Below are 26,585 nucleotides of genomic sequence, written 5' to 3'. Positions count from 1 at the left end.
ATTAATTCTATGTGCTGTATCGCACATTTTTAAAAGCAAAAGGACAAAATGTCCGCCAGCAGATCACATTTCAATGTCCTATTGATGCGAGTTCATGGAAACGAGTGATTTAACTTGAATAAAAATGAACCCATTTATTAGGCTAGCTATACTCTAGATAACTCAACACGTTTAGGGACAGGCTATGCAGCGACGGAGCAATATGCGCATTTTTTGGGGGGTGATAGTCCTATTCTTTTGTTTCTCAGTTCCTGCGATCTGTAAATCCACAGCAGAAACTACAACGGCGCTTGCAGCTAAACCTATTATTACCATGGCGTTTTATGAGGACCCCAAACACAACTTTTACTTTAAATGGGCTGAGCTGATATACACCCAAGCCTTTGAACGCTTAGGCTATGGCTTCGCCTATCAAGTGGTTCCCGCAGTCCGCGCCAGTATGATGGCTGACTCAGGAAAAGTGGATGGTGAACCGGGACGCGTATTTCATTATGGTGAAAAATTTACTAACCTCATTCGCATCGAAGAACCGGTTGTCGATACCCGTTTAATTGCCTTCGCACATAATCCCAACATCAAGATTACTAACTGGCAAGCACTGCAAAAGAGTCGATATAAGATCGAATACTATCGAGGCGTGTTCCTCGCAGAACAAAAGCTAAAAGGACTCATTCCAAAGGAACGCCTGACTGAATCCTCATCCCCTGTAAGCTCTTTTCGTAAAATACTCCGCGACCGGATCGATATCTATATTGATACGGAAGCAAGCTCATTGGAGCTATTACAAACGCCAGAGTTTCAAGGTAGCGAGATCAGCGCGATTGCCACCCTAGAAGAACTCACCAGCTATGGTTACTTGAATAAACGTCACGCGGCACTCGCCGTTAATCTTGCTCGGGAGTTAAAACAGATGAAGCAAGAAGGCATATTTGAAACCTATAAACAGCAGGCAAAAAAATCACTTAATGATGCAGTGAATAATGGCGATGCCCCACAATAACTTAATCGGCATCGCCAATCTTGTTTCAATTATTTCATTGACTTAATTTCAAAGCGTTTTAGTGTTATCTAAAGTATGTCGCTGACATATATGGCTTAACTGACAGTACATGAATGAACTGACAGTGTATTGCACAACAAAGAGGCTGACCCACAACCAAACGGTATTTAGATTTAGCATGTGGAACAATCAACCTAAGGAACAGATGAATAGCAAAATAGTCCTCAAAAATTGCAGACAAATCGATTTACCCCTTCTCCCTAAGCTGCCCACTCTGAAGTGGTATTGCTGTACTGGCAGTGGAGCATAAGGATGGGGACTCAGTTCGCACGCACCTTAGCTAGGTTACAGCAACGAACTCGTTCAACCGTTGCTAAGGTTTTATTAATCATCAGCATGTTCGTAGGGATCTGCATCGCGCTCGTCGCCCTAGTGTATATTCAAGGCAATATATTTGATGGTGTACGCACCTATGTCCGTGGTGAAGGCTTATGGGCTAAGGCGCAAAAAGATGCGGTTCTTTATCTCACCCACTATTCACACACCCAAAATGATGTGGACTTTCAGCGTTATCGTGCCGCGACGAGCGTCATGGAAGGCGATCATCGAGCTAGACAAGCCTTACTCGCCACACCCATTGATGAACAAGCCGCCAAACAGGGTTTTATTCAGGGCCTCAATGACGAACGGGATACCGACTCAATGATCTGGTTTTTCCGACACTTTCAATCCAATCATTACATGCAGCAAGCCATTCAGTTGTGGGGCTTAGCCGATCAACGCTTCGAGTTTGTGGTGCAACTCGCCGAAAATATGCGCATTGAGATCAATCAGCTTGGTGCTAGGCCCGAAGTTCTCGCACAATATCGCCAGCAATTGATTGATGCCAATGAAGAATTGCTCAGCCTAGAAATTGAATTTTCAGCTGTGCTCAGTGAAGGCGCACGCTGGGTCAAGCAAATGACTTGGTTAATTAGCCTTGGTGCCCTATTGCTGTTTATCAGTATTGGGATCTTCGCCAGTCGGCAGATCATTCGTAACATCGCCAGATCCGAGCGGTTGTTACAGATAAGCGAATCTCGCTTCACTAGCCTGAAAAACTCCGACACTATCGGGATCATTTCATGGCAACTCGATGGCACCATACATGATGCCAATGATCATTTTCTCCAGATGCTCAATTTTGACCGTGCGGATTTAACTTCAGGCTTAATCAACTGGCGCTCAATTACCCCGCCTGAATATGAAACACGTGATGCCATTGCGATTACAGAGTTAGAACAGTTTGGCCGCTGCCAGCAATATGAAAAACAACTTATCAGCAAGAATGGCGTCTTAGTGCCAGTAATGCTAGCGGCGAGCTTTTTGAATGGCAGCAAACATGAAGGCGTAGCCTACTTTATGGACCTCACCGCCAGTAAGCAGGCCGAAGATAAACTCAGACTCGCGGCAACCGTTTTTAATGCCAGCACGGACGGCATAATGATCACCGATCCCCTGCTAAGCATTATCTCTATTAATCAAGCCTTTACCCATGTTACAGGTTTTACCAAACAGGATTTACACGGCGATGCCAACGACTTCCTCAATGATGGACACAATAACGATGACGCCCGCCAAGCCATGCGAAATCTGTTGCAGCAAGGCGAGCAATGGCAGGGAGAATTATTAAAAATGGTTAAATCAGGCGACTTACTGTCGCTGAGTGTACGCATCAATACAGTGCGAAATGAGCATGACCGCCTGACTCATTTTGTCATTGTGATTACCGACATTTCCGAACGTAAGGCAGAGGAAGAATATCTGCTTCATATCGCCCACCACGACGCCTTGACGAATCTGCCTAATCGCGTGTTATTTCACACTAAACTTGAACAAGCCATAGTGCATGCGCAACGCACTCAAAGCATTTTTGCGGTGTTATTTTTAGACTTAGATAATTTTAAGCCAGTGAATGATTCGTTTGGTCATGATGTGGGCGACAAATTACTGCAAGAAGTTGCGATGCGGCTACGCTCAAGTACTCGGCAAATGGATACCACCACTCGCCTAGGCGGCGATGAGTTTGTGATCTTGCTGGAACGCCTTGCCAATACCCACAATATCGCCCAACTGGTCCCTAAGATAACCCAAGCTATTTGCGCGCCCTACACTATCAATGGTCATCAAATCCATATTGGCGTCAGCGTAGGTTTGGCGCTTTATCCAGAAAACGGCACAGATGCAAAAAGCCTGATCAATCATGCAGATCAGGCCATGTATTCGATGAAAAAAATCAATAAGATTCAACGACAAAACTCAGTCTAAGTCTGACTAGCGAGTTTACGCCAACGTAATCCATCACGAATCACCTCATAGCTGGGGAACATAGCGGCAATCACTAGACTATAACTGAACCATTTATCTAGCTGCAGTAACGTAAATATCCCCTGTAATTCGGTTCCTTGGTTCTGTACTTGGGTTTGTAATAGTGGCGAACTAAATGCCAGAAAGACTAAGAACGAGGCATAAGCAAGATTGATCCCCATATTTGCCAATAACAATTCACTGGTCCACACTCGGCGGCGTAACTGCCACAGACTATTGCCCATAGACAGCAAAATAATAGGGCTAAACCATTGCAGTAATTGCTGAGCATTGGCGCTAAAAATCACAGTGCGTGCGGCTAATTGCTCGCTACTCATCCACATAGAACACCATATCACCAGCAAGAGAAAGAGATACGTCGCCAGATCGGCAAACACATCACTTAAACTAATATGCTGCCAACCTGGGCCGACTTTTGGTAGGTTCTGCGGCTGCCATTTCTGGCAATTACTGCCGGACAGCGGTTTTCCTTGAGCCGAAAAGCTCCAAAAAGACAAGCCAATTGCAGTAAAAGCTAGACAGGCATCGCCGATAAAACCACTAACGATATGCTGGATAAATCTGAATAGATTTCCCTCTGTTGAGCCCAACCATTGCGTCGTACCGCCCACCACCTGCAACACAAACAAGACACCCAACACCATGAAAAGTGTATTTTTAAACAGCGGAATATCCTCAGAGGCAATAATAGGCACTGCCGGTACAAATTGCTGCGCGACCTTACAGGGATGCCCCATTTGCTTTAATACATCGGCAATTTGCGATTCAGTCAATTCGCCTTGTTCAGATAAGACATCCAGTTGGTCGCAGATATTGGCTTTTAATTCACGGCCAATTTCCTGACGTTTGTTCTCGGGCAATTCTCGCTGCACCGCGGCGATATAGCGATCGACTAATTCCATATCAAATCTCCTCTGCACTCTCGTCTGAGCGATTAATATCAGAGCCATTAGTGTCAGCGCTTTGCTCCAGTAAAAAAGCCAAGGCGCCATTAAGTTGCTGCCATTCATCGGTAAGTTGACTGAGCAACTCAGCGCCCAATGACGACAATTGGTAATAACGACGCTCACGCCCTTCGGCCTGTCGCCACTCACTATCCAACAATCCTTGATCGGCTAGGCGGCGCACTAAGGGATACAGAGTCCCTTCGTCAATATCAATACCGCCTTCCTGCAACTGTTTGCGGAGCGAATAACCGTAGTGGGCTTGTTTTAATAATCCCAGTACCGCCAACACTAATACCCCACGGCGCAACTCGAGTCGCATTTTGACTAGCTGTGAACTTGTCATAGTCGAATTCCTATCCTGAACACTGTGTCACACACTGTGCGCCACACAGCAAATACTATGTAGCACACAGTAAGATTGCAAGTTTTTATTGCACACTTTTTGCTCTTTATGTTCAAAATAAACACAAGCAATTGTTTGTATTGAATTTAGAAAAATACCAACCGTTTCTGCTAAGTGCTCACATATCCCCTACTCCATACGCTCAAAGTGAATGGCTCACACATAAGCAAATTCAGGATAAAAAATTGCAAAACTTCCTATGCTTGAGTAACTTAGCAGCCAACACTGGATAATCGACCAGTCAACCTAAGAACGGTTTACTCCTCAAAGGGATAAATCTGATCGACTCAAGTAAGTGTTGATATTCAATAACTAAAATATTAAGCCGTTAAATTAAGGACATAGAAAATGCTCATGGATAGAGGCGTGCTGGTACGTTGGAACGATGAAAAGGGATTTGGCTTTATTCAGCCAGAAAACAACGTCGCCCAAGATGTGTTTATTCACATTTCAGTACTGAAAAATATGGCGAGAAAACCCATAGTGGGCGACAGCATTCTGTATCAAACGGAAGTGCAAAATGACGGCAAGAGAAAAGCGGTTATCGCCTCAATTGAAGGCGTCGCTGTTATTGCAGCGAGTGCAACACCGCGCTCCCACTCTCATGTCCAATCACGCAATGAAACCTTCAACTTCAACAACAAAAGCAAAGCGCATTCCCATAGCCCACGAAAATCGTCTTTTAATACGATAATCCCGCTGCTAATAATCGTGGCCATCGTTATCTTTGGCTTTAAACAATACCAAGAATTCAATGAAGCTACTGCAATCGATGAAGTACCAGTCCTCACGAATGAAGACACTCAGCCAATGCCCATGTATGAAACTAAATCGCGAACACAAGCAACGGCAACACCAAAATTCCAATGTGAAGCGGGTAAAACCCATTGCAGCCACATGAGTTCCTGTGATGAGGCGACTTTCTACATCCAAAATTGCCCCAATACTCAAATGGATGGTGACGGTGATGGCATTCCCTGCGAGCGTCAGTGGTGCAGTTAGCGATGCGACACCCATGAATTCATACCCATCACAACTTCCAAATGGCAACGCATGCACACCGATATCATTACGCACATTGATTCACCTGAGATACTGGAGTCCATGTTAACTGAGCATGCGGCGGTGCTGTTGTTATTTGGCGCGCCGGACTGCGGTGTGTGCCAAACGCTCAAACCGAGAATTGCTGAGATGTTAGCGCAAGCGTTCCCGCAGATGCGGATGGCCTATATTGATTGCCAAGCCCAAGGTGAGATAGCGGCGAGCCGCAATGTATTTGCCTTGCCTGTAGTGGAATGTGTGTTTTATGGCAAAACCTTTGGACGTTTTTCCAAGGTGTTTTCGTTAGCGGATATTCGAGGGGCGCTTGCCCGCCCCTATGGTTTAATCGTGACGGAATAATTCAAATTAAACACTGAGATTATTTGTTTACCAAGGGTCTAAACCCAGCATAATGCACTGACTTATCTAGCTTAACCTGTACTGCTGGCGTGCTTATAAGACGTGTTGAGCCAGGTGCTGCTTTAGCTTTACCGCTGCAACCACAGCCGTCACCTGTTGAATGACAACATCCGCCCTTGGCTGCATGTTTGAGTGAAGCGCGGCCTTGGGATGCATCCGTCAACCTAAGATTCAAATCCGCTGTTTGTGCCAGCAAAGTCGCCACTGTTTGACTGGCACTGCCTTTACTCACGCTAATCCCCGCATCGAGCAACTTTCCTAACATGCGCTCACCGATATTCTGCACAAGTACAATGTCGGTACCTTGTTGAATAATCAGCTCTAATAAGGCTTTTTTAGCACTACAGTCACCTTCAATTGCTGGGTTATCGACTAGTTTGATCAGCTGAAGCTGTTCGTTATAAAAACCAATCTGTAGGGCTTTCGTAAAGTGACTGGCGAGGCGTTCGCGGCTCATCGGCATGGCAATAATCATGATAAATCCTTGTCTGTTTGGGTTGGCAGTCTCAAGGCTTGACCTTGAGTAATGGCCGTCGCCACCTTTTTACGGGCATTGGCGAGAAGGTAACCAAAGGTTTGCCGAGAGATCCCCATCAAGGCCGCGGCTTCGATCTGGCTTAATCTTTTAACATCACCCAGTTCGAGGGCCTCAAACTCATCGGCCTCTAATTGAATATGAGTTAATTTAACCGCAGGGATCCCATTAGGCTTAAATAGGCTACAGGGCACACAGCTCGATAATTGACGGCATTTTTTGGGTCTTGGCATAAATGTTTTATCTTTAAGTCGTCTTATATGTCTTGAAATCGGGTTTTAGGTCTTAGTGCACATCTTCGGTACTACGAGTAACACTCGGGCTCAACTAAAGCTCAACTAAAGCTCATCTAAGGCTCATCTCGCTAAGGGAGCCCATAGCTTTGGATTCTCAAGCGTGATAACTGACTTGATGAATAAGTCCGATGGATGAACCATAAAACAGTCACGAGTTTCTGGCCTAGGCCAGAAACCATTATTCGCGCCAACGACATTAAAAACTGTAGGACGGCTCACAGTTACCTATATCAAGCATGACTAATTAACAGAATGGCTGTCTGGCGTGACTAACATTCTCAATGGCTAGCGCCCTGTAAGGTCAGTCTTAACCTGCGTTGGAGTGCCGAGGGATAATGACAAACTCTGCAAACAAAGAAGCAGCCGTTAAGCTGCTGCGATAGGTGGCATTTACAGATTTAAACGGGTTAAATCCTCAGACTCACAGTAGTTCACCTGTACCGAATAGCCGTCATCTTGCTTGATGAAATCGACAAAGTTTTTAATCGCAGGTAAGGCATCTTCCCTATGGTGCGACACGTACAGCAATTGGCTCAGATGATGCTCGGCTATCATCTCCAGCGCCCGCATCACTAAGGTGCGATTGATAAAATCTAAGCCCTGATACGGCTCATCTAAAATCAGCAACAGTGGCTGTTTAATCAAGGCGCGACCTATTAGTAATAACCGCTGCTGACCATAATCGAGCTTCTTAAAGCTGGTGCTCGCCAACCCTGTCATGTGCAAAATCGCCAACCATTCCTTCGCCAAATCTAGCTGAGGTTTAGTGGGTTTATGGTACAGGCCAATAGAGTCAAAAAAGCCCGAAAGCAGCACATCTAATGCCGAGCAACTGACGCGATATTGCAAGTGTAGCGCCGACGATACTATGCCAATCCGTTGTTTAATTTGCCAAATACTCTCGCCACTTCCGCGAGGTCGGCCAAAGAGCGTGATGTCGTTGCTATAACATTGGGGATGGTCGCCTAAAATCAGCCCCAGCAAAGTGCTTTTACCGCAGCCATTTGGGCCACGAACTTGCCAATGTTGCCCCGCTTCAATGCGCCAATTCACGCCGCTGAAAATCAGCCCACTGACGTACTCCACTTTGCCATTTTTAATCTCGACCAGAGGATCAAACGCCTCGGCGTTGTGCCTTTGCCGCTCCATCAAGGCCAAGAGTTCATCGCTACGCTGCGCCGATAACGCATTCAACTGCGCCATCACAGGATGATTGTGCCATTGCTCAATCGACATCGGCGGGCTGAGTTTGTGCACACTCTGCCCCGATTTGAGCATCTCGCCATTAAACAGCGCCACATGGCTGATGCACGGCGGCAATTCTTCTTGGCGCGAGGTGATGATCAGCAACTGAGTATGCGCGGCCACTTCACTCAGCAGCTCAGATAAACTCGCCTGGTGTTCAACATCGAGCCCTGCATAAGGGTCATCTAAAATCAGCAATTGCGGTAACATTGCCAGCGCACGCGCCAGCATGACTCTGCGTGTTTCGCCCGTAGATAATTGCCGAAAACCGCGCAGGCGCAGCGGCTCAAGCCCAACCTTTTGTAATAATGCAGGGAGTTGTTTGGCATCTTGGCAGCATTCCAGCACTAAGGATTCGACACTCGAACCGTAATCCAGCTCGTCTTTTTCTAACTCGCGCGCCAGCAATGCTTGCTGCAACCCAAGTGACACCCAGCCGATACGTTGCGGCAGGCCAGCAATCGTCCCTTCATCGGGCTGAATATCACCGGTTAATATTCGCCCGAGCAAGGAACCGCAATAACTGTCGGTCGCGAAAATCGCCCAGTGATCTGCTGGGTGCAGTTGCCATTCATCGACGACTAGCACCTCATTATCACGCCCGTATCGTAACTGTTTAACCACAATACTTTTGTCTTGGTTCGCGACAACATCAAGCATAAACACAGTTCCTTTCTATTTTTAAGGGATGATAAAATCTAATGCGCTTAATGGCATAGGTAAAGCGTGGCAAAATCCAACGGGTACGCGTGTGTGAGTCAACCACTCTGGCAGAACTGTGATAAAATCGGCACCTGTTTAACTTTCATATCAACAAGGTAATGCAATGAATCCCATTATTGCCATCTTAAAAGAACACAACGTCAGTGACGCTAAAATCCAAGAACTGTTTCAAACATTAACCGACAATCCATTAATGGCGATGGGCACGCTCGGTCAATTAGGTATCCCAGCCGAAAAATTACAACAACTGCTGGGATTAGTGATGCAGAATCCGGCTTTAATTAAAGAAGCCGTGCTCGAACTCGGTTTGGATTTTTCAAAAGTAGAAGCCGCAAAAGCCCAACTGCAAAAATAAGCACAGACGATTCAAGTTTGTAGCCATCATGCGCTAGGGGAATGCGCGTAAATCAGCTCCCCTAGCGAATGTTAAAACCACTAAACCTCAATTTAACTAAATCTCACAGCAACTAAACCTCACAGCAGCTAAACCCCAAAGCCATCGATGCTCAAAATGATCAGTACCAAGTGAACTAACGGTTTTGCGCCTGCCACTCCTCAATCGCCTCTTTCGCCGCTCGAAAAGCTTCAATCCCCGCAGGCATACCGCAGTAAACGGTGCAATGCAGTAAGACTTCTTGGATCTCTTCAACCGAGCAGCCATTGTTTAGCGCGCCCCGCACATGGCCCTTTAACTCAGTCGGCGCCTTTAATGCCGCCAGCGTCGCTATGGTAATCAAACTGCGCGTTTGCCTTGAGATAGCATCACGCACCCAAACCTCACCCCAGCAATTGGCCGTAACTAAATCTTGCAGCGGCTGGGTAAAATCCGTCGCACTATTGAGCGCCTTATCCACATAGCTATCGCCCATCACAGCACGACGCACCTCAAGCCCCTTCTCGTATTGCTCATCGTTCATCGATGCACCCTTTTTTCTTATGTGATTAAGCTATGTGATTAAACTCTGTGACTAGACTTATTGAACCGCCGCCAAAGACACTGCCCAGCAAAAACATAACATAGGATTATTAGATTTCGATGCTTATTTGCGGCCTAACGGCTCAGATGGGACATCCCTTCCCCCCGAGCCTGCGCCATCATCCATGATGTCGCCACGGCCACACTCAAACAACTAAGAGCTATCTGCGTATTTCGACAACTTCGCAGGGAAAGGTGTATCTCTTTTATATTTGGTGTTGCTTGCGAGTCATGTAAAGCAAACAGAATTAAGCCCACCATCCCTTTTTTAAAATTTAACAATGGGTGGCCCATTAAATTCTTGGATGTGAAAGAGCGGCCATGCCGTCAACGGTCACTTACATGCCAATGCTTAATCGAGCCAACTATCCAGTTATCTGTATGCCTTTTTTACAAGCATACACTCTATAAATTTAACAATGGATGGCTCGTTAAATTCGTTTGCTACTCGTTTGCTGCTTAACAGCGGAAGCTGATTATTAAGCACTGTCATTCCAGTGACACGCCACCCCTTTTATTTCACAAGAAGTATCCATGAGGGCTCGACGACGGCATCCATGCCTACTGAAGTGCAAATGCCGCGATCACATGGTCAATGATGTTCCAGACATCATAGTGACATTTCCCATATCCCTATGGGTCAGATATGAAAGAGCGGCCATGCCGTCAACGGTCACTTACATGCCAATGCTTAATCCAACCAACTATCCAGTTATCTGTATGCCTTTTACAAGCATACACTCTGCAAATTTCACAATGGACGGCTCGTTAAATTTTCATGTATGAAAAAAACCACCGCCAAAATCGTGTCTATCATATAATTCATAGATAGACTTACAAAATTCCGTCCTAGTTTTAATGAAGTTTATAATAGCAGCATAAGGATGAGGGTTTTCTGCGCGACAGTAGCGAAATCCATTATAATAAAATCCATTTTCAACATTTTCTTTTTTATTTAAAACCACCAAATAGTTAGCGTATTCCAAGCCATAGGTCATGACGAATTCACAATCATTCTTATCAAAACCACCATGTGCCTGAGACTTTATTATTTTGGACTCATTTCCTTCATAACAATCCTTAATCACTTTATTAAGATCGATCTCGCCAGCGCCTAAATCTAACTCTATTAAACAACCATAATACTTATAAAAGTAATCATCCGTTTCTATATCTATGAAATATCTAGGAATCCACTGTTCTACATTCTCTGATTGCATAGCAGACTTAATCATCAAATTAATAGTATATAAAGTATTACTTGGATTGAATATGTATGAGTTTATAGAGTTTAAAATTTTTTCATCTAACCTGTTACATGCATCCTGCACTGCACTAGCCACTCCTTTTCGCCATACATAATGATGCGTTAAACAACTCTCCATTTCCATTGAAGAATTTTTAAAGTGTTCCAAAGATCTAAATTTTTTTTGATAAATGCAATAATCATGGCCTGTTAAACCCTTCAATTCATTTATTATACTTTCATCAGTTAAAATATCATTACTTAAAAATCTACCATACCTTTTTATATATAAAACTTCCCAGCCACACTCTAGGATGTCGTGAGAAAATTTAGCGGGATATCCTAGCTCAACATAATCTTTCTTAGCAAAAGGACGTTGATCTAACACTATTCCATTTAGTTCCTCTGTTTTATCTAGACCTTTAAGACTACTAATATAATCCTCATCAAATTCCTCTAAAATGTTTTCATTAGATTTAATTATTTTTAAATACCTAACATCACTTAACAATTGATTAGATGTGTAAACTAAGAAGTTCAAACTTACCATCTCATTAGATAAATTAAAATACTCCCTAAAACCTACTATACTTTTATCTTGATCAACACTGACAGCATCATACTTTAGAATGACTAATACATAATCCTCAATCCCTTTCGCCAAATAGCTATCAGAAATTGATTTCAAACCTGCATTCATACTATTTTCATCAAAATAAAAATAGCAAGTATGGTTATGACTAAAAACGCGTTCATTTTGTATTTCAATCGGTTTTATTTTAACTACTGAAATAGGATTATGTGATTCATCAATGTGTAATTTGAATCCAACCACCTCAGAGTTACATTTGCTCACATATGATGAAAATGGAATAATCAATTCATTCCATTCAGTAGATACGATTAAAGAAACAATCTCATCATCCTTTAAGCTTTTATTCTCTTTTAAACCCTCAATATACTTTAAAACTTCATGTATAGCTTGCCTCGATGAACTATTTGATCTTTTCAACTCGATAATTACATATCTTCCGTAATTATCTTTTGCTAATATATCAATAAAACCTCGTGTCCCCTCACTATTAGGAACAAAATATTCCTTTCCAACTAATTCTAATCCCATATCAAAGATTGAAAGCTTAGATATCAACTTATCTCTAATTTTTGACTCACTCATTTTTCAGCATCCTTTCTTATAACGTTCCTAATTATGCGTACAAACGGGTAGAGTAAATTTAGTCTTATAATACCCATATAAGCAACAAAAAGCCCCGAAACAGTTAAGTATCGGGGCTTTCTTTATTCTTTTACAAGAAATTCTGCACTAAGCTTCTAGGCTTTAGAACGACAATGTATCTTACGTAGGATAAATCGAGTTAGAACAAGGCGCTTTACCACGACGTTTAGCTTTCTTAAACGAGTGGTGAAGCAACGCAGTTATCACCGATTTAGACCAGTAAGATGTCGGGTAAGGAACAAACATTACTGCTTGTCCCTCCCTTAAGAACCGTACGTGCGAGTTTCCCCGCATACGGCTCAAGCCTTTATAAATCTATACCTAAGTACAGACCAGCGACTACTCTTTTGCGATATACAGTGCAATTATAGTTGTAACGAGTATTCCCAGAATGCCGACCGAAATATTTAGTGCCGTCAACCTGTTGGGCAGTGTCCATTCTGACCCTTTTTTACCGAAGTTTTCACAAGCTGAAATGCCCCTCATCGTAATTTGCACTTTGCTAAAGACAACCCCCCTGTCATAACTTTGTTCCTGACCCTTTATAAATCCTTCAGAAATAAGTTGTGACATGATTACTGCCCCTTTGCTGTCCAAGTCACTGTAGAAACCATAAGTCTCATCTTGTTCTTTCACTCGGTTCAAAAGTTTAAAATGTTCACTGTTCATAGATACGCTCACACTTGGTTAAAATCGCATCTATTATACCAAAATAAAAAGTATTTTTTTCAACACAACTTCGAGTGCAATTGCCTGTGACAATTAGGGTGAACAACCAAAGATGGGACATCCATAACTCTTTTGGCATTAACAGCACACCGAGGCTACATAAGTTCACCCTCCCCTGCGAAGTTGCTGAAGGCGTTGGAATAAATTGCGTGAGTCTGGATATGGATGTCCGGCTAGCTTTCGTAGGTACAGGGACGTTGCCTTCGGAAGCGATAGCAATTTATCCATAAGCCCAAGGCCAGTATCTAATGCATGTAACTTCGCTAGGGTGAGTGCTGCATAGCAGCGTTACGAACGAGAGCCACGGATGGCGAACTGGCAGTTAGACATGGACGTTGTTCGGCAAGGACTCTTGTTAACAAAGATCCAAGAGGGAATTGCTGTTGATCCCCTCTTGGTCGGGTGTGGGGTGAAGCCCCACGACTTTGATTCACCTCGGCCGTTAGGCCGCAATGACTAGCAAGTTATGCTAGCGATCACAGTGGTCGGTGAAAGTGGAAATCCACTTTGTTGCCAGTCTTTGGTGTAATCCACCGCAAAGGTGTCGGTCGTCGAATCAAAGGATAACTCCCCGATCATTAAATCACCGAGGTGCATCTCTAACGTGAGCTTTTTGGAAGTACTCATAGGTTAATACCAGCCGTTAGTTTCGGTGTCGCTGGTTTGAGCCGCAACGATATCAATCCCCAGACCATCAAGAATTTTGAATACGGTTGAGATATAAACATCCTCACCTTTTTCAACTCGGATCAGCGTTTTTTTGGTTACGCCGCACAGCATGGCCGCCACGTCTTGAGTAAGAGCAGCACTTTTCCTTCGCTCTTTAATTAACAAGCCGAGGGATTGTTGATTTAGCTGTGATGCCATCATCATCTCCAAAAGTGTAACTTCATGCACCTTAGCCCTAAAACCAGCCCCATTCAATATAAAAGTGTACAGAACTACACTTTTGGATTGTTGAAAATGACAAGCCACCAAAAAGTGTACAATGTTACACCTTCATGGTCATTTCAGCGCTTATATCCCAAAAAGTGTAGGTAAGTACACCAGAAACTTATTCACGTCGTTAGACCAAGAAAACAAAACCCCGACTCAGTTACCCGAGTCGGGGTTTTCATTTTTCTCTTACAAGAATTTAGGTTTAAGCGATTGAGCTAAAGACCGCAGATGTTTTTGCGCAGGATAAAACGTTCAGTACAAGGCGCTGTGAGCGTAGCATACGTTGTGTGTATGTGAGCGAGCAGCAACGCCGTAATCAACGTTTTAAACCAGCAAAGATGTCGGGTAAGGAACAAACATTACTGCTTGTCCCTCCCCTAAGAACCGTACGTGCGAGTTTCCCCGCATACGGCTCAAGCCTTTATAAGTCGGCACTTAAAGTGCACGACCAACAACTACCAACTGAGAGCTAGTTTGTAAAAGCCATTTTGTTCATCTTTTAAATGAACTGAGTACGACAATGCTTCAATCTCCGCAATAGCCTTTGTGATTTCGTCCTTGCTGACATTTTCCTTAGAGAATGTACACTCAGCGTGGGCTATACCACTCTTAGCTATACTCTTAACCGCAGCATCTACGTTCCTCAAAATTTCTTCTACTCCATAAGAGGCACTATCACTAATACCTCTAGCAGTCTTTGCATCGATCATACTCATTTGGAGCTCCTGTTATCACGTTATACACTGTATTTAAGTACACACTGTTTACTTATACAGCATCTAACCATGAAAGTGATCAGTTTTCAACCAGAATGAATCTGTCGATGACAATTAGGGTGCAACAACACTAAGTTATCCATTTCATCACTGCCCCCTTTCACCCTTTCCACAATATGATGAATATTCCATCCTGTTTCTTTGGTGATCTTGTGACGGCAAATGGGACAACATTTCTGTTGTCTGAGCCAAAGTATCAGCAGCCTCCTTTGACCTTGCATTGAGTCACGCCAAGCTCGCTCTAGGCGCTGCTCGAAGTATTCCTCAAATGCCAAGTCATAAGGATTTGCTTCTCCTTTGATCTTAGTATGTCGCTTTATCACAGTATCATTGGTGTATACCAGCCGTTTAGTAAAGCCATCGACTGTCATGCCTGAAAACACCCAATTTCGTGGACCTGCTGTTTTAAAGTATTTAGCTTTAATCCAGCGTTTCTGACGATTTTGATGTCGCCTACGGCACCACTGCCAGAGTAGTTTCCAAACCCGATAATCCACGTAGTTAAAAGTCTCCTTCGCCACAATGTGGCTATGGTAGTTAGCCCATCCTCGAAGAACAGGATTAAGCAGGCTTATCAGCGTTGCCGCCTTTACCGTTTTATTACTTTTAACAATATCGCGAACCTTCTGAAGCAAGTTACGCAAGTTCTTACGGCTCGGCTTTATCAGCAATTTGCCATTGTATTTACGTACGTTTTGCCCCAGAAAATCAAACCCTTCGTCAATATGCGTTAACACCGTTTTTTCTGGCGATAGCGTTAACCCGCGTTCTGCCATAAAGGCTTCTACCACAGGTTTGACTTCATTGACTAACAGCTCTTTCGAGATACCAGTGATAATGAAGTCATCCGCATAGCGCACATAATTGACCTTGGTCTTGTAACTGGCTTTGGTGTTCTTCTTCCCAAAGTGGGATTCAAGCACCGCTTCCAAACCATCAAGCGCCATATTGGCCAATACAGGAGAAATAATTCCTCCTTGGGGCGTTCCCGCATCCGTTGGGTTTAACCTACCGGACTCCATAAAACCTGCTTTCAACCATCGACTGAGCACTTGTTTGTCCAAAGGTATATTGGCAAGTAACCAATCGTGGCTGATGTTATCGAAGCACCCTTTGATATCGCCTTCCAGCACCCACTCCGAGGAGCTTTTACGACTCAGATTGACAAAACATTGCTCAATCGCATCGTGGGTTGAACGCATAGGACGAAATCCGTAGCTATTTCGATCGGCGGTTGTTTCCGACACAGGCTCCAAAGCTAGCAGATATAGCGCCTGCATAGCCCTATCGAGCATGGTTGGAATACCTAAAGGCCGACGTTTACCGTTAGCCTTCGGGATATAAATCCGCCTTAACGGTTTTGGCTTGTAGCCTTGCCGTTTCAATTGAAATACCGCCTGCCACTTAGTTTCAGGTGTACTCCATAACTCCCCATCGACACCGGGCGTCCTTTTGCCTCGGTTCTCAGTTACTCGTTTGACTGCCATTACTTTGCCAGCAAACGAGCGCACCAACATACGTTGCAAAGCCTTAACCTTGCGCCATTGTTGTTGCTTAGTCGCCTTCGCGATCCGTACTTGTAGCTCTCGCACCTGACGTTCAGCGGCATACCAGTCAATGGAATGCCAGCTGTTCGCTGGATGGGAGAACGCAGGTACAACTAATGCTGCACTCATCTTGCTTTTCTCCTGTTATCAATTGATCTAACAGAAAAAAAGACAATCCTCCCCTAATGGGAAGAATTGTTTCATTCCCATTAGGATCAGTTTATAAGACAGCTTTACACGTCTTTCACACGATTAAAGACCAGTTAGAAGTGGGCACTGTTTCCAGTTAAGGCATTTCGCCTCTATCCAAATCATTACAATTTGGCATTCGCTTTTTCTAACCTCCTATACCCGCTTATTCAACAGCTCGCCTTACGGTCTGCCTGCCCATTCAAAATAAATGAAGTGGCAAATAATCGGGCTTACCGAGTTCCATTGAAGTTACATGAGCAACTTAGGTTCTGCCTATCCACCGACGGCCTTGTGACGACGTATTCCCAGATGTAAAAGGAATAACCAGCCGCATACCTTTTGGTTAGAGCGTATCAACAATCTTTCGCTCTTTGCGGTTGACGGTGTTTAACAGCAGTTCACATACGTTAACCTTATTGCCCAGCCTAGCCCTCAACCTGTTTATTGTTAACAAGTTATACCCACTCTCACGAGTAAAGCACTGCTTACGCAGAGGTACATTGTCAGGAAGCTTCGCACCATGTCGTTACCAACATCGCACTATCCCTAGGCTACTAACAGTCGCATGTTAGGTCTCACTTACTTGTTTAATGGAACAAGTCGAGACAATAACTTCAACAGCTGACACCGGAAGATCACTCCAGTAATCATTTGACACATGGAACAGGTAATCGAATCAAACAATCATAAGTACACAGGCAGGTTAATTAGACCCGCTAGAGTATTCATTGAATTGCTTTCTTAATTGGGAAGACACACTACGAGGATGGCGGAACGCCTTGCGGGCAGATGTTAATCGCCCTTCTTTTTCCCGACTGCATAACTAGTCGACTAAAGTTTGTAGTTGTCTATTACGTGTTGTCGGCAGACTTGCGTCGCCGTTTTTCTTTAACCAATTGTATATAAACACAATTGCGCGACATCTTCAAGGAAGATTCCGGCAATCGGTTTATGCATACCGATTACCGGTGTCGACTACTAGTTTTGCAGGTGTGGAAGCAAGCACTTGTTAGTGCTTGCTTACGGTGTAGCCTGCTAGGTTAGTGACCTACACGACTCTCGTCGCACTACATCATGCCGCCCATTCCGCCCATTCCACCCATCCCGCCCATATCTGGCGCAGAGTTTTGTGGGATTTCAGCAACCATAGCTTCTGTAGTGATCATCAGACCTGCGATTGACGCAGCGAATTGCAATGCACAACGGGTCACTTTAGTTGGGTCAAGGATACCCATTTCTAACATGTCACCGTAAGTGTCGTTGCCGGCGTTGTAACCATAGTTACCGCTGCCGTTCTTCACTGTGTTAGCAACAACTGACGCTTCTTCACCCGCGTTAGTGGCGATTTGACGCAGTGGTGCTTCCATTGCACGCAGTGCGATAACCACACCGTGTTTTTGATCTTCGTTTAATACTTCAACGTCAGCGATCTTAGAAGCTACGCGAACCAGAGCAACACCGCCGCCAGGAACCACGCCTTCTTCTACCGCAGCGCGAGTTGCATGCAGAGCATCTTCAACGCGGGCTTTTTTCTCTTTCATTTCAACTTCAGTCGCTGCGCCAACTTTGATTACTGCTACGCCGCCAGCTAGTTTAGCCATACGCTCTTGCAGTTTTTCTTTGTCGTAGTCAGAAGTTGATTCTTCAACTTGTTGTTTGATTTGGCTTACACGAGCAGCAATTTGTGTTTGCTCGCCGTTACCATCGATGATGGTGGTGTTGTCTTTAGTGATCACAACACGCTTAGCTGTACCTAAATCTTCCAACGTTGCTTTTTCAAGCTCTAGGCCGATTTCTTCAGCAATAACAGTACCGCCAGTCAGGATTGCTACGTCTTGCAGCATTGCCTTACGACGATCGCCAAAGCCAGGCGCTTTAACCGCAGCCACTTTCACGATACCGCGCATATTGTTAACAACTAAAGTTGCTAATGCTTCGCCTTCAACGTCTTCAGCAACGATAAGCAATGGCTTACCGGTTTTTGCCAGACCTTCAAGGATAGGTAACAGTTCGCGAATGTTAGAGATTTTCTTGTCTACTAACAGTACGAATGGGTGATCTAATTCAACGCTGCCGGTTTCTGGCTTGTTGATGAAGTATGGAGACAGGTAGCCACGGTCAAACTGCATACCTTCTACTACGTCCAATTCGTTTTCTAACGCTTGGCCTTCTTCAACTGTGATCACGCCTTCTTTGCCGACTTTTTCCATCGCAGTTGCGATGATTTCGCCGATAGATTCGTCAGAGTTTGCAGAGATAGTCGCCACTTGCGCAATCGCTTTTGAGTCGGCACAAGGTTGTGATAAGGCTTTTAATTCAGCAACTGCAGCGATAACGGCTTTGTCGATACCGCGCTTCAAATCCATAGGGTTCATACCGGCTGCAACGGCTTTTAAGCCTTCAACAACAATGGCTTGAGCCAGTACAGTTGCAGTAGTAGTACCATCACCGGCGGCGTCGTTGGCTTTAGAAGCAACTTCTTTCACCATTTGCGCGCCCATGTTTTCGAATTTGTCTTCTAACTCGATTTCTTTGGCAACAGACACACCGTCTTTAGTGATCAGTGGTGAGCCGAAGCTCTTGTCTAATACCACGTTACGGCCTTTAGGGCCTAAGGTCACTTTCACTGCGTTTGCGAGAATGTTTACGCCAGCCAGCATTCTTACGCGAGCGTCATTACCAAATACAACTTCTTTAGCTGCCATCTTGATTATCCTTTAAATTTTTAATGATTAATTGGAATGTCGAATTGATGCTGAGGATTAACCCACTACTGCCATCAGGTCAGCTTCCGACAGGATCAAGACTTCTTGACCGTCGATTTTTTCTTTCTTAACGCCGTAACCTTCGTTGAAGATCACCACGTCACCCACTTTGACATCCAGTGGCTTAACTGTGCCATTTTCTAAAATACGGCCATTGCCCACAGCAAGGATTTCACCGCGAGTTGATTTTTCAGCGGCGCTACCGGTCAGTACTATGCCACCCGCTGATGTAGATTCAACTTCTAGACGCTTAACGATTACGCGGTCATGTAATGGACGAATATTCATCTATGAACTCTCCTAATGATTTGATGCCCTACAATCGAGCCTATTTGTGATTAAAAAAACAGACACGTCGGTCTGCTCTTTTGCTGTCTGAGATATGGGGCTGGCTGTGTCGAGATCCAAGGGCATTTACAAAAAAAACTTCAATTTTTTGATGTCGGTTTTTTCAAGTCGGCACAATCCTGCTAGAATCTCGCCTCCGCTCGCTAACAAGGCACTATTTTTCCATGAAAGACAGACACGGGCTGCTCACCGCGCCAATTGGTCGTGTACTGCTCAACATGAGCCTCCCCAACTTAATTGGCATTATGACCATTCTAGGTTTCAGCCTCGCTGACACTTTTTTTATCAGCCAATTGGGCACCGAAGCCTTAGCCGCCATTAGTTTTACCTTTCCAGTGACCTTAGTGATCTCGAGCATCGCCATTGGTATTGGCGCTGGTGTCTCGACTAATTTAGGCCGACTTATCGGTTCGGGTAATGCCCACAAGGCCAAAGTGTTCTTGCATGATGCCTTATTACTCACCTTTGGTTTGATTGCCAGTTTAGCTGCACTGGGTAGCATTTTTATCGAGCCACTGTTTCGCTTACTTGGGGCAAACGATGACAGCTTGCCGCTGATCCACGACTATATGATTTACTGGTATGTCAGCGCGCCGCTGCTGGTATTGTTGATGGTGGGCAATCAAGGTTTGCGTTCCACCGGCGATACTCGCTCGCCAGCGATGATTATGGCGCTGGCGGCAGTCATTAACCTTATCCTCGATCCATTACTTATCTTCGGTATTGGGCCGTTTCCACGCTTAGAAATCCAAGGCGCCGCAATTGCAACCCTGTTCGCTTGGTTGATTGCCTTATCTTTGTCGGGCTATTTGTTGATTGTTAGGCGCAAGATGCTCGAATGGGCGGCCTTTGACATCGACAGAATGCGCGCCAACTGGACTAAATTAGCCCATATCGCCCAGCCGGCAGCGCTGATGAATTTAATCAATCCATTAGCCAATGCCGTTATCATGGCGATGTTGGCGCATATCGACCATAGCGCAGTGGCAGCCTTTGGGGCTGGGACTCGCTTAGAGTCAGTGCTGTTAATAGTCGTGATGGCACTGTCGTCCAGCCTAATGCCCTTTATCGCGCAAAACTTAGGGGCAGGACAGCCACAAAGAGCGAAAGAAGCCCTGCTATTATCGATAAAATTTATTTTTGTTTTCCAAACCTTACTCTATATCCCGCTGATCTTTTTAGCTGAGCCTATCGCGCACTTATTCAGTACCGATCCGCTAGTGATCGAGTGGTTGAGTTTTTATATCTTAGTGCTGCCCTGCGCCTACGGACCTTTAGGCATAGTGATTATTGTCGCAACGTCGCTCAATGCTTACCACAGACCTATGAGTTCACTGGTGATCAACCTATGCCGCTTAGTGCTACTTATGCTGCCGTTGGCGGCCTTGGGATCGTACATAGGTGACGTGAAAGGCCTGCTGCTGGCGCTGCCTGTGACCAATATTTTGATGGGGATTGCCTGTTACTGGCTGGCGCAGCGGATCTGTGAACCGACAAAGGTCACAACCGCTAACGCCATGAGCTAAAGGGAAACGAGTTCGATTTTTTGCCTAGAAAGTGGCAAAACATCATCTGAAAACGCTTCTGAAGAGGCTTTGCAGGAGCGACGTGTACCTTGCTCGCTCATGTTAGTCGGCACGCCATTTGGCACTAACTCTTGCATTATGTAGTCGATAAAGCGTCGGCTGGCTAAACTCACATAACGCCTTGATGGATAAGCTAAGAAGCACTCGCCTTGGTGGGGCTGGATTTCAGGTAACAGCGTCACCAACTCTCCGCTTTGGACATATTCCTCTACCACTTCAACGGGTGCATACACGATACCGCGCCCTTGCAACGCAAACTCAACTGCCACTTCAACACTGTTGGAGCAGAAATTGCCTCTGACTCTCACCTCTTGCTCTGATCCTATCCATAACTCATTGAAAATTTTTCCGTTGGATAATCGGAACAAGGAAACATTATGCGATTCAATTTGTTGTGGTGTTTTAGGTGTGCCGTGCGCCGCTAAATATTTAGGACTGGCGTAAAAACGTAAGTCAGTGGTAAAAATCGGCCGCACCACTAAATCTAAGGTATCCAACGCGGGCTCGACCACAAAAGCCACATCGAGATTATGTTTCACCATATCGACAGATTCTGAGCTACTGATGACTTCTAAGGTGAGTTTTGGGTGCATATCCATAAAGCGGAAAATGGCTTGCATCAAGATTTTCATGCTATGGATGGGGAACATTTGAATGCGCAGATGGCCGCTGATCTCAGCATCATCATTGGTCATTTCAAATAGAGTTTCATCGAGCTGGGCCAGAATGTTTTGCGAGCGCTGGTAGAAATGGCTGCCCGCAGAGGTGAGCGTCATGGAGCGGCTCTGGCGGTGGAACAATTTAATATTCAGCTCATCTTCCAAGGCTTGCAAACGTCGACTCACAGTCGATTTGGGTAAGTTAAGTAAATCAGCCGCTTCAATCAAACTACCGGTTTCAGCAATTCGGTGGAATAACGCTAAGTCCTCTGTCTTCATTTTGGCCTTAAGTTCAATCTCATTATGTGGGACTGATAATCCCAAAGTATCCCGTTTATTGCAACTACTTTAGCTGGTATCTTCGCGCCCAGAAATGCTGACAACTTGTTAACTAGGAAATCGCTACCATGAAATCATCTCGACTCTTGCCACTGGCTATGCTGCTTCCAGCCCTGCTCAGTGGTTGTTCGCCAGCGGAAAGTTCAGTGCAAGTGGACACTGTCCGTCCGGTTAAACTGTTTGAAGTGCTCAACGTAGAAGCTGGAGATTTTAGAACCTTTCCTGCCCGCGTTGCCGCCAATAGCCGCGCCGAATTGTCGTTCCGTATTTCAGGACAACTCACCGAACTGACATTAGTCGAAGGCCAAAGAGTCGCTCAAGGTAGTCTGCTCGCCCAGCTTGACGATAGGGATGCCAAAAATAACTTAATGACCCGTGAGGCAGAGCACGAACTGTTAGCCGCCGACTTTAAACGTAAGACCGAGCTACTCAATCGTAAGCTGATTTCACAGTCTGAGTTTGATAGCACGCAGGCGCAGCTCAAATCGGCCAAGGCCGCCCTTGCGGCTGCGCGCGATCAGCTGAGTTATACCCGCTTAACCGCGCCCTTTAGCGGCACTATTGCAAAACGTTTAGTGGATAACCACCAAATAGTGCAGGCCAATCAGGGGGTGTTAACACTGCAAAACAACAACTTGCTCGATGTGAGCATTCAAGTCCCCGAAGCCATGGCGGCGGGGCTGAAGCAATATACCGATCAAGCTCACTTTGCAGCTAAAGTACGTTTTAGCGCCTTCCCCGAGCAGAGCTTCGACGCCAAGTTTAAAGAATACTCCACCCAAGTCACCCCAGGCACTCAAGCCTATGAAGTGGTGTTTTCATTGCCTCAACCCCAAGATATTCAATTACTTCCTGGTATGAGCGCCGAATTAACCTTAGCTTTAGTCAAAGATCCCAGCGCACTCGCGTCAACGGTCGTGCCTGTGACCGCTATCGATAAACGCGATCAAGATGGCCAAGTGCAAGTGTGGGTTTATCAAACCCAATCGGGTGAAGTCAAACCGACCATAGTGACGTTAGGACGTGTGAGTAATCAAGGCGTTGAGATTTTAACAGGCGTCAACAAGGGCGATCTTATCGTCAGCGCTGGGGTGTCTCAATTATCCGCGGGCATGAAAGTCAAACCACTTCGCTGGCAGCGTGGAGTGTAATTGATGAACATTGCAGAGTATTCGATACGCCACAAAGTCATCAGTTGGATGTTTGTGTTGCTGCTACTCGTGGGTGGCGGCGTGAGTTTTACCGGTTTGGGGCAATTAGAGTTTCCCGAATTCACCATTAAAGAAGCCTTAGTGATCACAGCTTATCCCGGTGCATCACCAGAGCAAGTGGAAGAAGAAGTCACACTGCCGCTCGAAGATGCCCTACAACAACTCGATGCGATTAAGCATGTGACCTCGATTAACAGTGCGGGTCTGTCACAAATCCAAATCGAGATTAAAGAAAGCTACGACAAAACCAGCCTGCCACAGGTATGGGATGAAGTGCGGCGCAAGGTCAACGACACAGCGGGAAGCTTGCCTCCGGGCACCACAGCGCCGCAAGTGATGGACGACTTTGGTGATGTGTATGGCATTTTATTTAATCTCTCTGGCCCTGATTACAGTAACCGCGAATTAAGCAATTACGCCGACTATCTGCGCCGTGAACTCGTGCTAGTACCCGGCGTTAAAAAAGTTTCAGTTGCGGGCAACGTCACCGAGCAAGTGGTGATTGAAATCTCCCAGCAAAAGCTGTCGGCACTGGGGTTAGATCAAAGCTATATCTATGGTTTAGTGAACAATCAAAACGTGGTCTCTAACGCGGGCAGCTTAGTGATTGGCGATAACCGTATCCGTATTCATCCCACGGGCGAATTTAGCAATGTGCAGGATCTCGCGCGTTTGATCGTTAGTCCACCGGGTAGCACTGAGCTCATTTACCTTGGCGACATTGCCAATATTGAGAAGGACTACGACGAAACCCCGAATGTGCTTTACCACAATAAGGGCGAAGCGGCGTTATCACTGGGGATCTCTTTCTCTAGTGGCGTGAACGTGGTTGAAGTCGGACAGAAGGTCAGTAACCGTTTAGCCGAGCTTGAATCCCAACGCCCAATCGGGATGAATTTAGCGACGGTTTACAACCAGAGTCAGGCGGTCGATGAGACAGTCAACGGCTTCTTAATCAACCTATTAGAATCGATTGCAATCGTGATCGCCGTGCTCCTGCTGTTTATGGGGCTGCGCTCGGGTCTGTTGATGGGTCTGATCTTACTGCTGACAATTCTGGGCACCTTTATTGTGATGAAAGTGCTGGGGATTGAGCTACAACTTATCTCCCTCGGTGCACTCATTATCGCCCTCGGCATGTTGGTCGATAACGCGATTGTGGTTACAGAAGGTATTTTGATTGGCCTGCGCCGTGGTAAAACGCGCCTCGAAGCGGCGAAGCAAATTGTGGCTCAAACCCAATGGCCGTTATTGGGTGCGACTGTGATTGCCATTATAGCCTTCGCGCCCATTGGCCTATCGCAAAATGCCGCCGGTGAGTTCTGCCGCTCTTTATTCCAAGTGTTGATGATTTCGCTGTTTATCAGCTGGATCACCGCCATCACCTTAACGCCGTTCTTCTGCCATCTGTTATTTAAGGATGCGCCGAGCGACGAAGAAGCCCAAGACCCTTACAAGGGCTGGTTCTTCAGCTTATATCGCGCAAGTTTAACCCTAGCGCTGCGCTTTAGACTGGTGAGTATTCTGCTGGTTGTCGCCATGCTGTTCAGCGCGGTAGTGGGCTTTGGTCATATTAAAAATGTGTTCTTCCCTGCCTCTAACACGCCGATTTTCTTTGTGGATATCTGGATGCCAGAAGGGACAGATATTAAAGCAACCGAACGCTTTACCGCTGATATCGAAAAGTTAATGCTCTCGCTGAACGAGCAAAAAGACGTAGGGCTAAAACACTTAACAACCGTTATTGGTCAAGGTTCGCAGCGTTTCGTCCTGCCCTATCAGCCGGAAAAAGGCTATCCCGCCTTTGCCCAGTTTATAGTCGAAATGCAGGATCTCGCCGCCGTTAAAGCCTATATGCCAGAGTTAGAAACCTTGTTAAATCAACGTTTCCCACAGGCGCAATATCGCTTGAAAAACATGGAGAACGGCCCTTCGCCCGCCGCCAAAATTGAGGCGCGCTTCTATGGCGATAATCCTGAAGTGCTACGCGCTTTAGGCGACCAAGCCGAAGCCATTTTCCACGCCGAACCGAGCATGGATGGCATACGCCACAACTGGCGCAACCAAGTGCCCTTGATCCGTCCACAGTTAGAAAACGCCCAAGCGCGGGAAACGGGGATCAGCAAACAAGATCTGGACAATGCCCTATTGGTTAACTTTAGCGGTAAGCAAATTGGTTTATACCGAGAAACCAGCCACTTGTTGCCGATCGTCGCCAGAGCGCCCGCCGAAGAACGTTTGCAAGCCGACAGCCTATGGAAGCTGCAAATTTGGAGTAGCGAACACAATACCTTTGTACCAGCCACCCAAGTGGTGAGTAACTTCAACACTGAGTGGGAAAATCCGCTGGTGATGCGCCGCGATCGCATGCGTATGCTCGCTGTGATGGCCGATCCTAAGCTTGGCAGTGATGAAACCGCCGACTCTGTGCTGCGTAAAGTAAAGGACAAGGTCGAAGCGATCAGCCTGCCCGCAGGTTATCACTTGGAATGGGGCGGTGAATTTGAAACCGCAGGCGAAGCACAAACCGCAGTATTCAGCTCGATTCCTATGGGTTATCTGGCGATGTTCTTGATCACTGTATTCTTGTTCAACTCAGTGCGTCAGCCCTTAGTGATCTGGTTTACTGTGCCCTTGGCCCTGATTGGGGTGTCTGCGGGACTCTTGTTATTCGACGCCCCTTTCAGCTTTATGGCGCTACTCGGCCTGCTGAGTTTGTCGGGTATGGTGATTAAAAACGGTATCGTCTTGGTCGATCAAATCAACCTCGAACTCAGTGAAGGCAAACCCGCTTATTTCGCCTTGGTCGACTCCTGTGTCAGCCGTGTGCGCCCCGTCATGATGGCAGCCATAACCACTATGCTCGGGATGATCCCACTGATCTCTGACGCCTTTTTCGGTTCAATGGCGATTACGATTATTTTCGGTCTCGGTTTTGCGTCACTGTTAACACTCATAGTACTGCCAGTGATGTACAGCCTAGTATTCAATATTAAAGCGACAGCGATAGGAGGTGAGTCACCTAACAAATAACACTCAACTTATAGCTCCGCAATTG

General features: G+C 45.7%; 22 protein-coding genes and 1 pseudogene. 8 read left to right on the top strand and 15 right to left on the bottom strand.

Annotated features, from left to right (window positions below; genetic code table 11):
- Positions 1-184 precede the first annotated feature (184 nt).
- Positions 185-1,000: a hypothetical protein gene (locus AYJ58_RS06010; RefSeq protein WP_106649391.1), complete on the top strand. Its 816-nt coding sequence runs from the start codon at positions 185-187 to the stop codon at positions 998-1,000.
- 312 nt (positions 1,001-1,312) lie between these two features.
- The gene (locus AYJ58_RS06005; protein WP_106649390.1) at positions 1,313-3,307 is read left to right on the top strand and encodes a diguanylate cyclase domain-containing protein; all 1,995 of its coding nucleotides are present in this window, start codon (positions 1,313-1,315) and stop codon (positions 3,305-3,307) included.
- On the opposite strand, the gene AYJ58_RS06000 is transcribed toward AYJ58_RS06005, so the two are convergent.
- The gene (locus AYJ58_RS06000; RefSeq protein WP_106649389.1) at positions 3,304-4,269 is read right to left on the bottom strand and encodes a hypothetical protein; all 966 of its coding nucleotides are present in this window, start codon (positions 4,267-4,269) and stop codon (positions 3,304-3,306) included. The two genes, AYJ58_RS06005 and AYJ58_RS06000, sit on opposite strands and share 4 nt — an antisense overlap.
- Position 4,270: 1 nt before the next feature.
- Entirely contained in the window at positions 4,271-4,657 is a 387-nt protein-coding gene (locus AYJ58_RS05995) for a PadR family transcriptional regulator (RefSeq protein WP_106649388.1), read from the bottom strand.
- Positions 4,658-5,065: 408 nt separating this feature from the next.
- On the opposite strand from AYJ58_RS05995, the gene AYJ58_RS05990 reads away from it, so the two are divergent.
- Complete coding sequence (locus AYJ58_RS05990; RefSeq protein WP_106649387.1) at positions 5,066-5,719, top strand: excalibur calcium-binding domain-containing protein; 654 nt, start codon at positions 5,066-5,068, stop codon at positions 5,717-5,719.
- 51 nt (positions 5,720-5,770) lie between these two features.
- Positions 5,771-6,118, top strand: coding sequence for a thioredoxin family protein (locus AYJ58_RS05985; RefSeq protein WP_106649386.1), 348 nt, complete (start codon positions 5,771-5,773; stop codon positions 6,116-6,118).
- Between the two features lie 19 nt (positions 6,119-6,137).
- On the opposite strand, the gene AYJ58_RS05980 is transcribed toward AYJ58_RS05985, so the two are convergent.
- The 3 genes from AYJ58_RS05980 to AYJ58_RS05970 form a co-directional block, all read right to left on the bottom strand.
- The gene (locus AYJ58_RS05980) at positions 6,138-6,653 is read right to left on the bottom strand and encodes a NifB/NifX family molybdenum-iron cluster-binding protein (protein WP_106649385.1); all 516 of its coding nucleotides are present in this window, start codon (positions 6,651-6,653) and stop codon (positions 6,138-6,140) included.
- On the bottom strand, positions 6,650-6,946 hold the full coding sequence (locus tag AYJ58_RS05975) for a DUF134 domain-containing protein (protein WP_012088215.1): 297 nt from the start codon (positions 6,944-6,946) through the stop codon (positions 6,650-6,652). Before AYJ58_RS05975 ends, AYJ58_RS05980 begins: the two co-directional genes overlap by 4 nt.
- A gap of 453 nt (positions 6,947-7,399) precedes the next feature.
- On the bottom strand, positions 7,400-8,914 hold the full coding sequence (locus AYJ58_RS05970) for an ATP-binding cassette domain-containing protein (RefSeq protein WP_106649384.1): 1,515 nt from the start codon (positions 8,912-8,914) through the stop codon (positions 7,400-7,402).
- A 166-nt stretch (positions 8,915-9,080) separates the two neighbouring features.
- On the opposite strand from AYJ58_RS05970, the gene AYJ58_RS05965 reads away from it, so the two are divergent.
- Positions 9,081-9,332, top strand: coding sequence for a DUF2999 family protein (locus AYJ58_RS05965; RefSeq protein ID WP_106649383.1), 252 nt, complete (start codon positions 9,081-9,083; stop codon positions 9,330-9,332).
- Between the two features lie 175 nt (positions 9,333-9,507).
- On the opposite strand, the gene AYJ58_RS05960 is transcribed toward AYJ58_RS05965, so the two are convergent.
- The 9 genes and pseudogenes from AYJ58_RS05960 to AYJ58_RS05920 all read right to left on the bottom strand — a co-directional run bounded on the left by AYJ58_RS05960 (position 9,508) and on the right by AYJ58_RS05920 (position 19,672).
- Complete coding sequence (locus AYJ58_RS05960) at positions 9,508-9,894, bottom strand: carboxymuconolactone decarboxylase family protein (RefSeq protein WP_106649382.1); 387 nt, start codon at positions 9,892-9,894, stop codon at positions 9,508-9,510.
- Positions 9,895-10,729: 835 nt separating this feature from the next.
- Positions 10,730-12,376, bottom strand: coding sequence for an endonuclease NucS domain-containing protein (locus AYJ58_RS05955; RefSeq protein WP_106649381.1), 1,647 nt, complete (start codon positions 12,374-12,376; stop codon positions 10,730-10,732).
- Between the two features lie 399 nt (positions 12,377-12,775).
- Positions 12,776-13,105, bottom strand: a complete 330-nt coding sequence (locus AYJ58_RS05950; RefSeq protein ID WP_106649380.1) for a hypothetical protein — start codon at positions 13,103-13,105, stop codon at positions 12,776-12,778.
- Between the two features lie 543 nt (positions 13,106-13,648).
- Positions 13,649-13,792, bottom strand: a pseudogene (locus AYJ58_RS05945) (type II toxin-antitoxin system HipA family toxin); the annotation flags it as partial.
- 3 nt (positions 13,793-13,795) lie between these two features.
- Complete coding sequence (gene hipB, locus AYJ58_RS05940) at positions 13,796-14,032, bottom strand: type II toxin-antitoxin system antitoxin HipB (protein ID WP_106651754.1); 237 nt, start codon at positions 14,030-14,032, stop codon at positions 13,796-13,798.
- A 527-nt stretch (positions 14,033-14,559) separates the two neighbouring features.
- Positions 14,560-14,820, bottom strand: coding sequence for a hypothetical protein (locus tag AYJ58_RS05935; RefSeq protein ID WP_106649379.1), 261 nt, complete (start codon positions 14,818-14,820; stop codon positions 14,560-14,562).
- An 86-nt stretch (positions 14,821-14,906) separates the two neighbouring features.
- Complete coding sequence (gene ltrA, locus AYJ58_RS05930; RefSeq protein ID WP_106649378.1) at positions 14,907-16,556, bottom strand: group II intron reverse transcriptase/maturase; 1,650 nt, start codon at positions 16,554-16,556, stop codon at positions 14,907-14,909.
- A gap of 1,130 nt (positions 16,557-17,686) precedes the next feature.
- Positions 17,687-19,324, bottom strand: a complete 1,638-nt coding sequence (groL, locus tag AYJ58_RS05925; protein WP_106649377.1) for a chaperonin GroEL — start codon at positions 19,322-19,324, stop codon at positions 17,687-17,689.
- A 57-nt stretch (positions 19,325-19,381) separates the two neighbouring features.
- Positions 19,382-19,672 (bottom strand): co-chaperone GroES, encoded by a 291-nt coding sequence (locus tag AYJ58_RS05920; RefSeq protein WP_006086113.1) that lies wholly within the window; start codon positions 19,670-19,672, stop codon positions 19,382-19,384.
- A 224-nt stretch (positions 19,673-19,896) separates the two neighbouring features.
- On the opposite strand from AYJ58_RS05920, the gene AYJ58_RS05915 reads away from it, so the two are divergent.
- On the top strand, positions 19,897-21,258 hold the full coding sequence (locus tag AYJ58_RS05915) for an MATE family efflux transporter (protein WP_106649376.1): 1,362 nt from the start codon (positions 19,897-19,899) through the stop codon (positions 21,256-21,258).
- Here AYJ58_RS05915 and AYJ58_RS05910 read toward each other — a convergent pair.
- Entirely contained in the window at positions 21,255-22,256 is a 1,002-nt protein-coding gene (locus AYJ58_RS05910; protein WP_106649375.1) for a LysR family transcriptional regulator, read from the bottom strand. The two genes, AYJ58_RS05915 and AYJ58_RS05910, sit on opposite strands and share 4 nt — an antisense overlap.
- 128 nt (positions 22,257-22,384) lie before the next feature.
- Between AYJ58_RS05910 and AYJ58_RS05905 the strand changes: the two genes are divergently transcribed.
- Together AYJ58_RS05905 and AYJ58_RS05900 are read left to right on the top strand one after the other, a co-directional pair.
- Positions 22,385-23,467, top strand: coding sequence for an efflux RND transporter periplasmic adaptor subunit (locus AYJ58_RS05905; protein WP_106649374.1), 1,083 nt, complete (start codon positions 22,385-22,387; stop codon positions 23,465-23,467).
- A 3-nt stretch (positions 23,468-23,470) separates the two neighbouring features.
- Positions 23,471-26,560 (top strand): efflux RND transporter permease subunit, encoded by a 3,090-nt coding sequence (locus AYJ58_RS05900; protein WP_106649373.1) that lies wholly within the window; start codon positions 23,471-23,473, stop codon positions 26,558-26,560.
- The last annotated feature ends 25 nt before the right edge of the window (positions 26,561-26,585 follow it).

It is taken from the genome of Shewanella sp. Pdp11, assembly GCF_002838165.1.
In the GTDB taxonomy this organism is placed as follows: domain Bacteria; phylum Pseudomonadota; class Gammaproteobacteria; order Enterobacterales; family Shewanellaceae; genus Shewanella; species Shewanella hafniensis.
The sequence above is the reverse complement of the archived record's forward strand: the minus strand, read 5'-3'. Positions and strand labels throughout refer to the sequence as shown.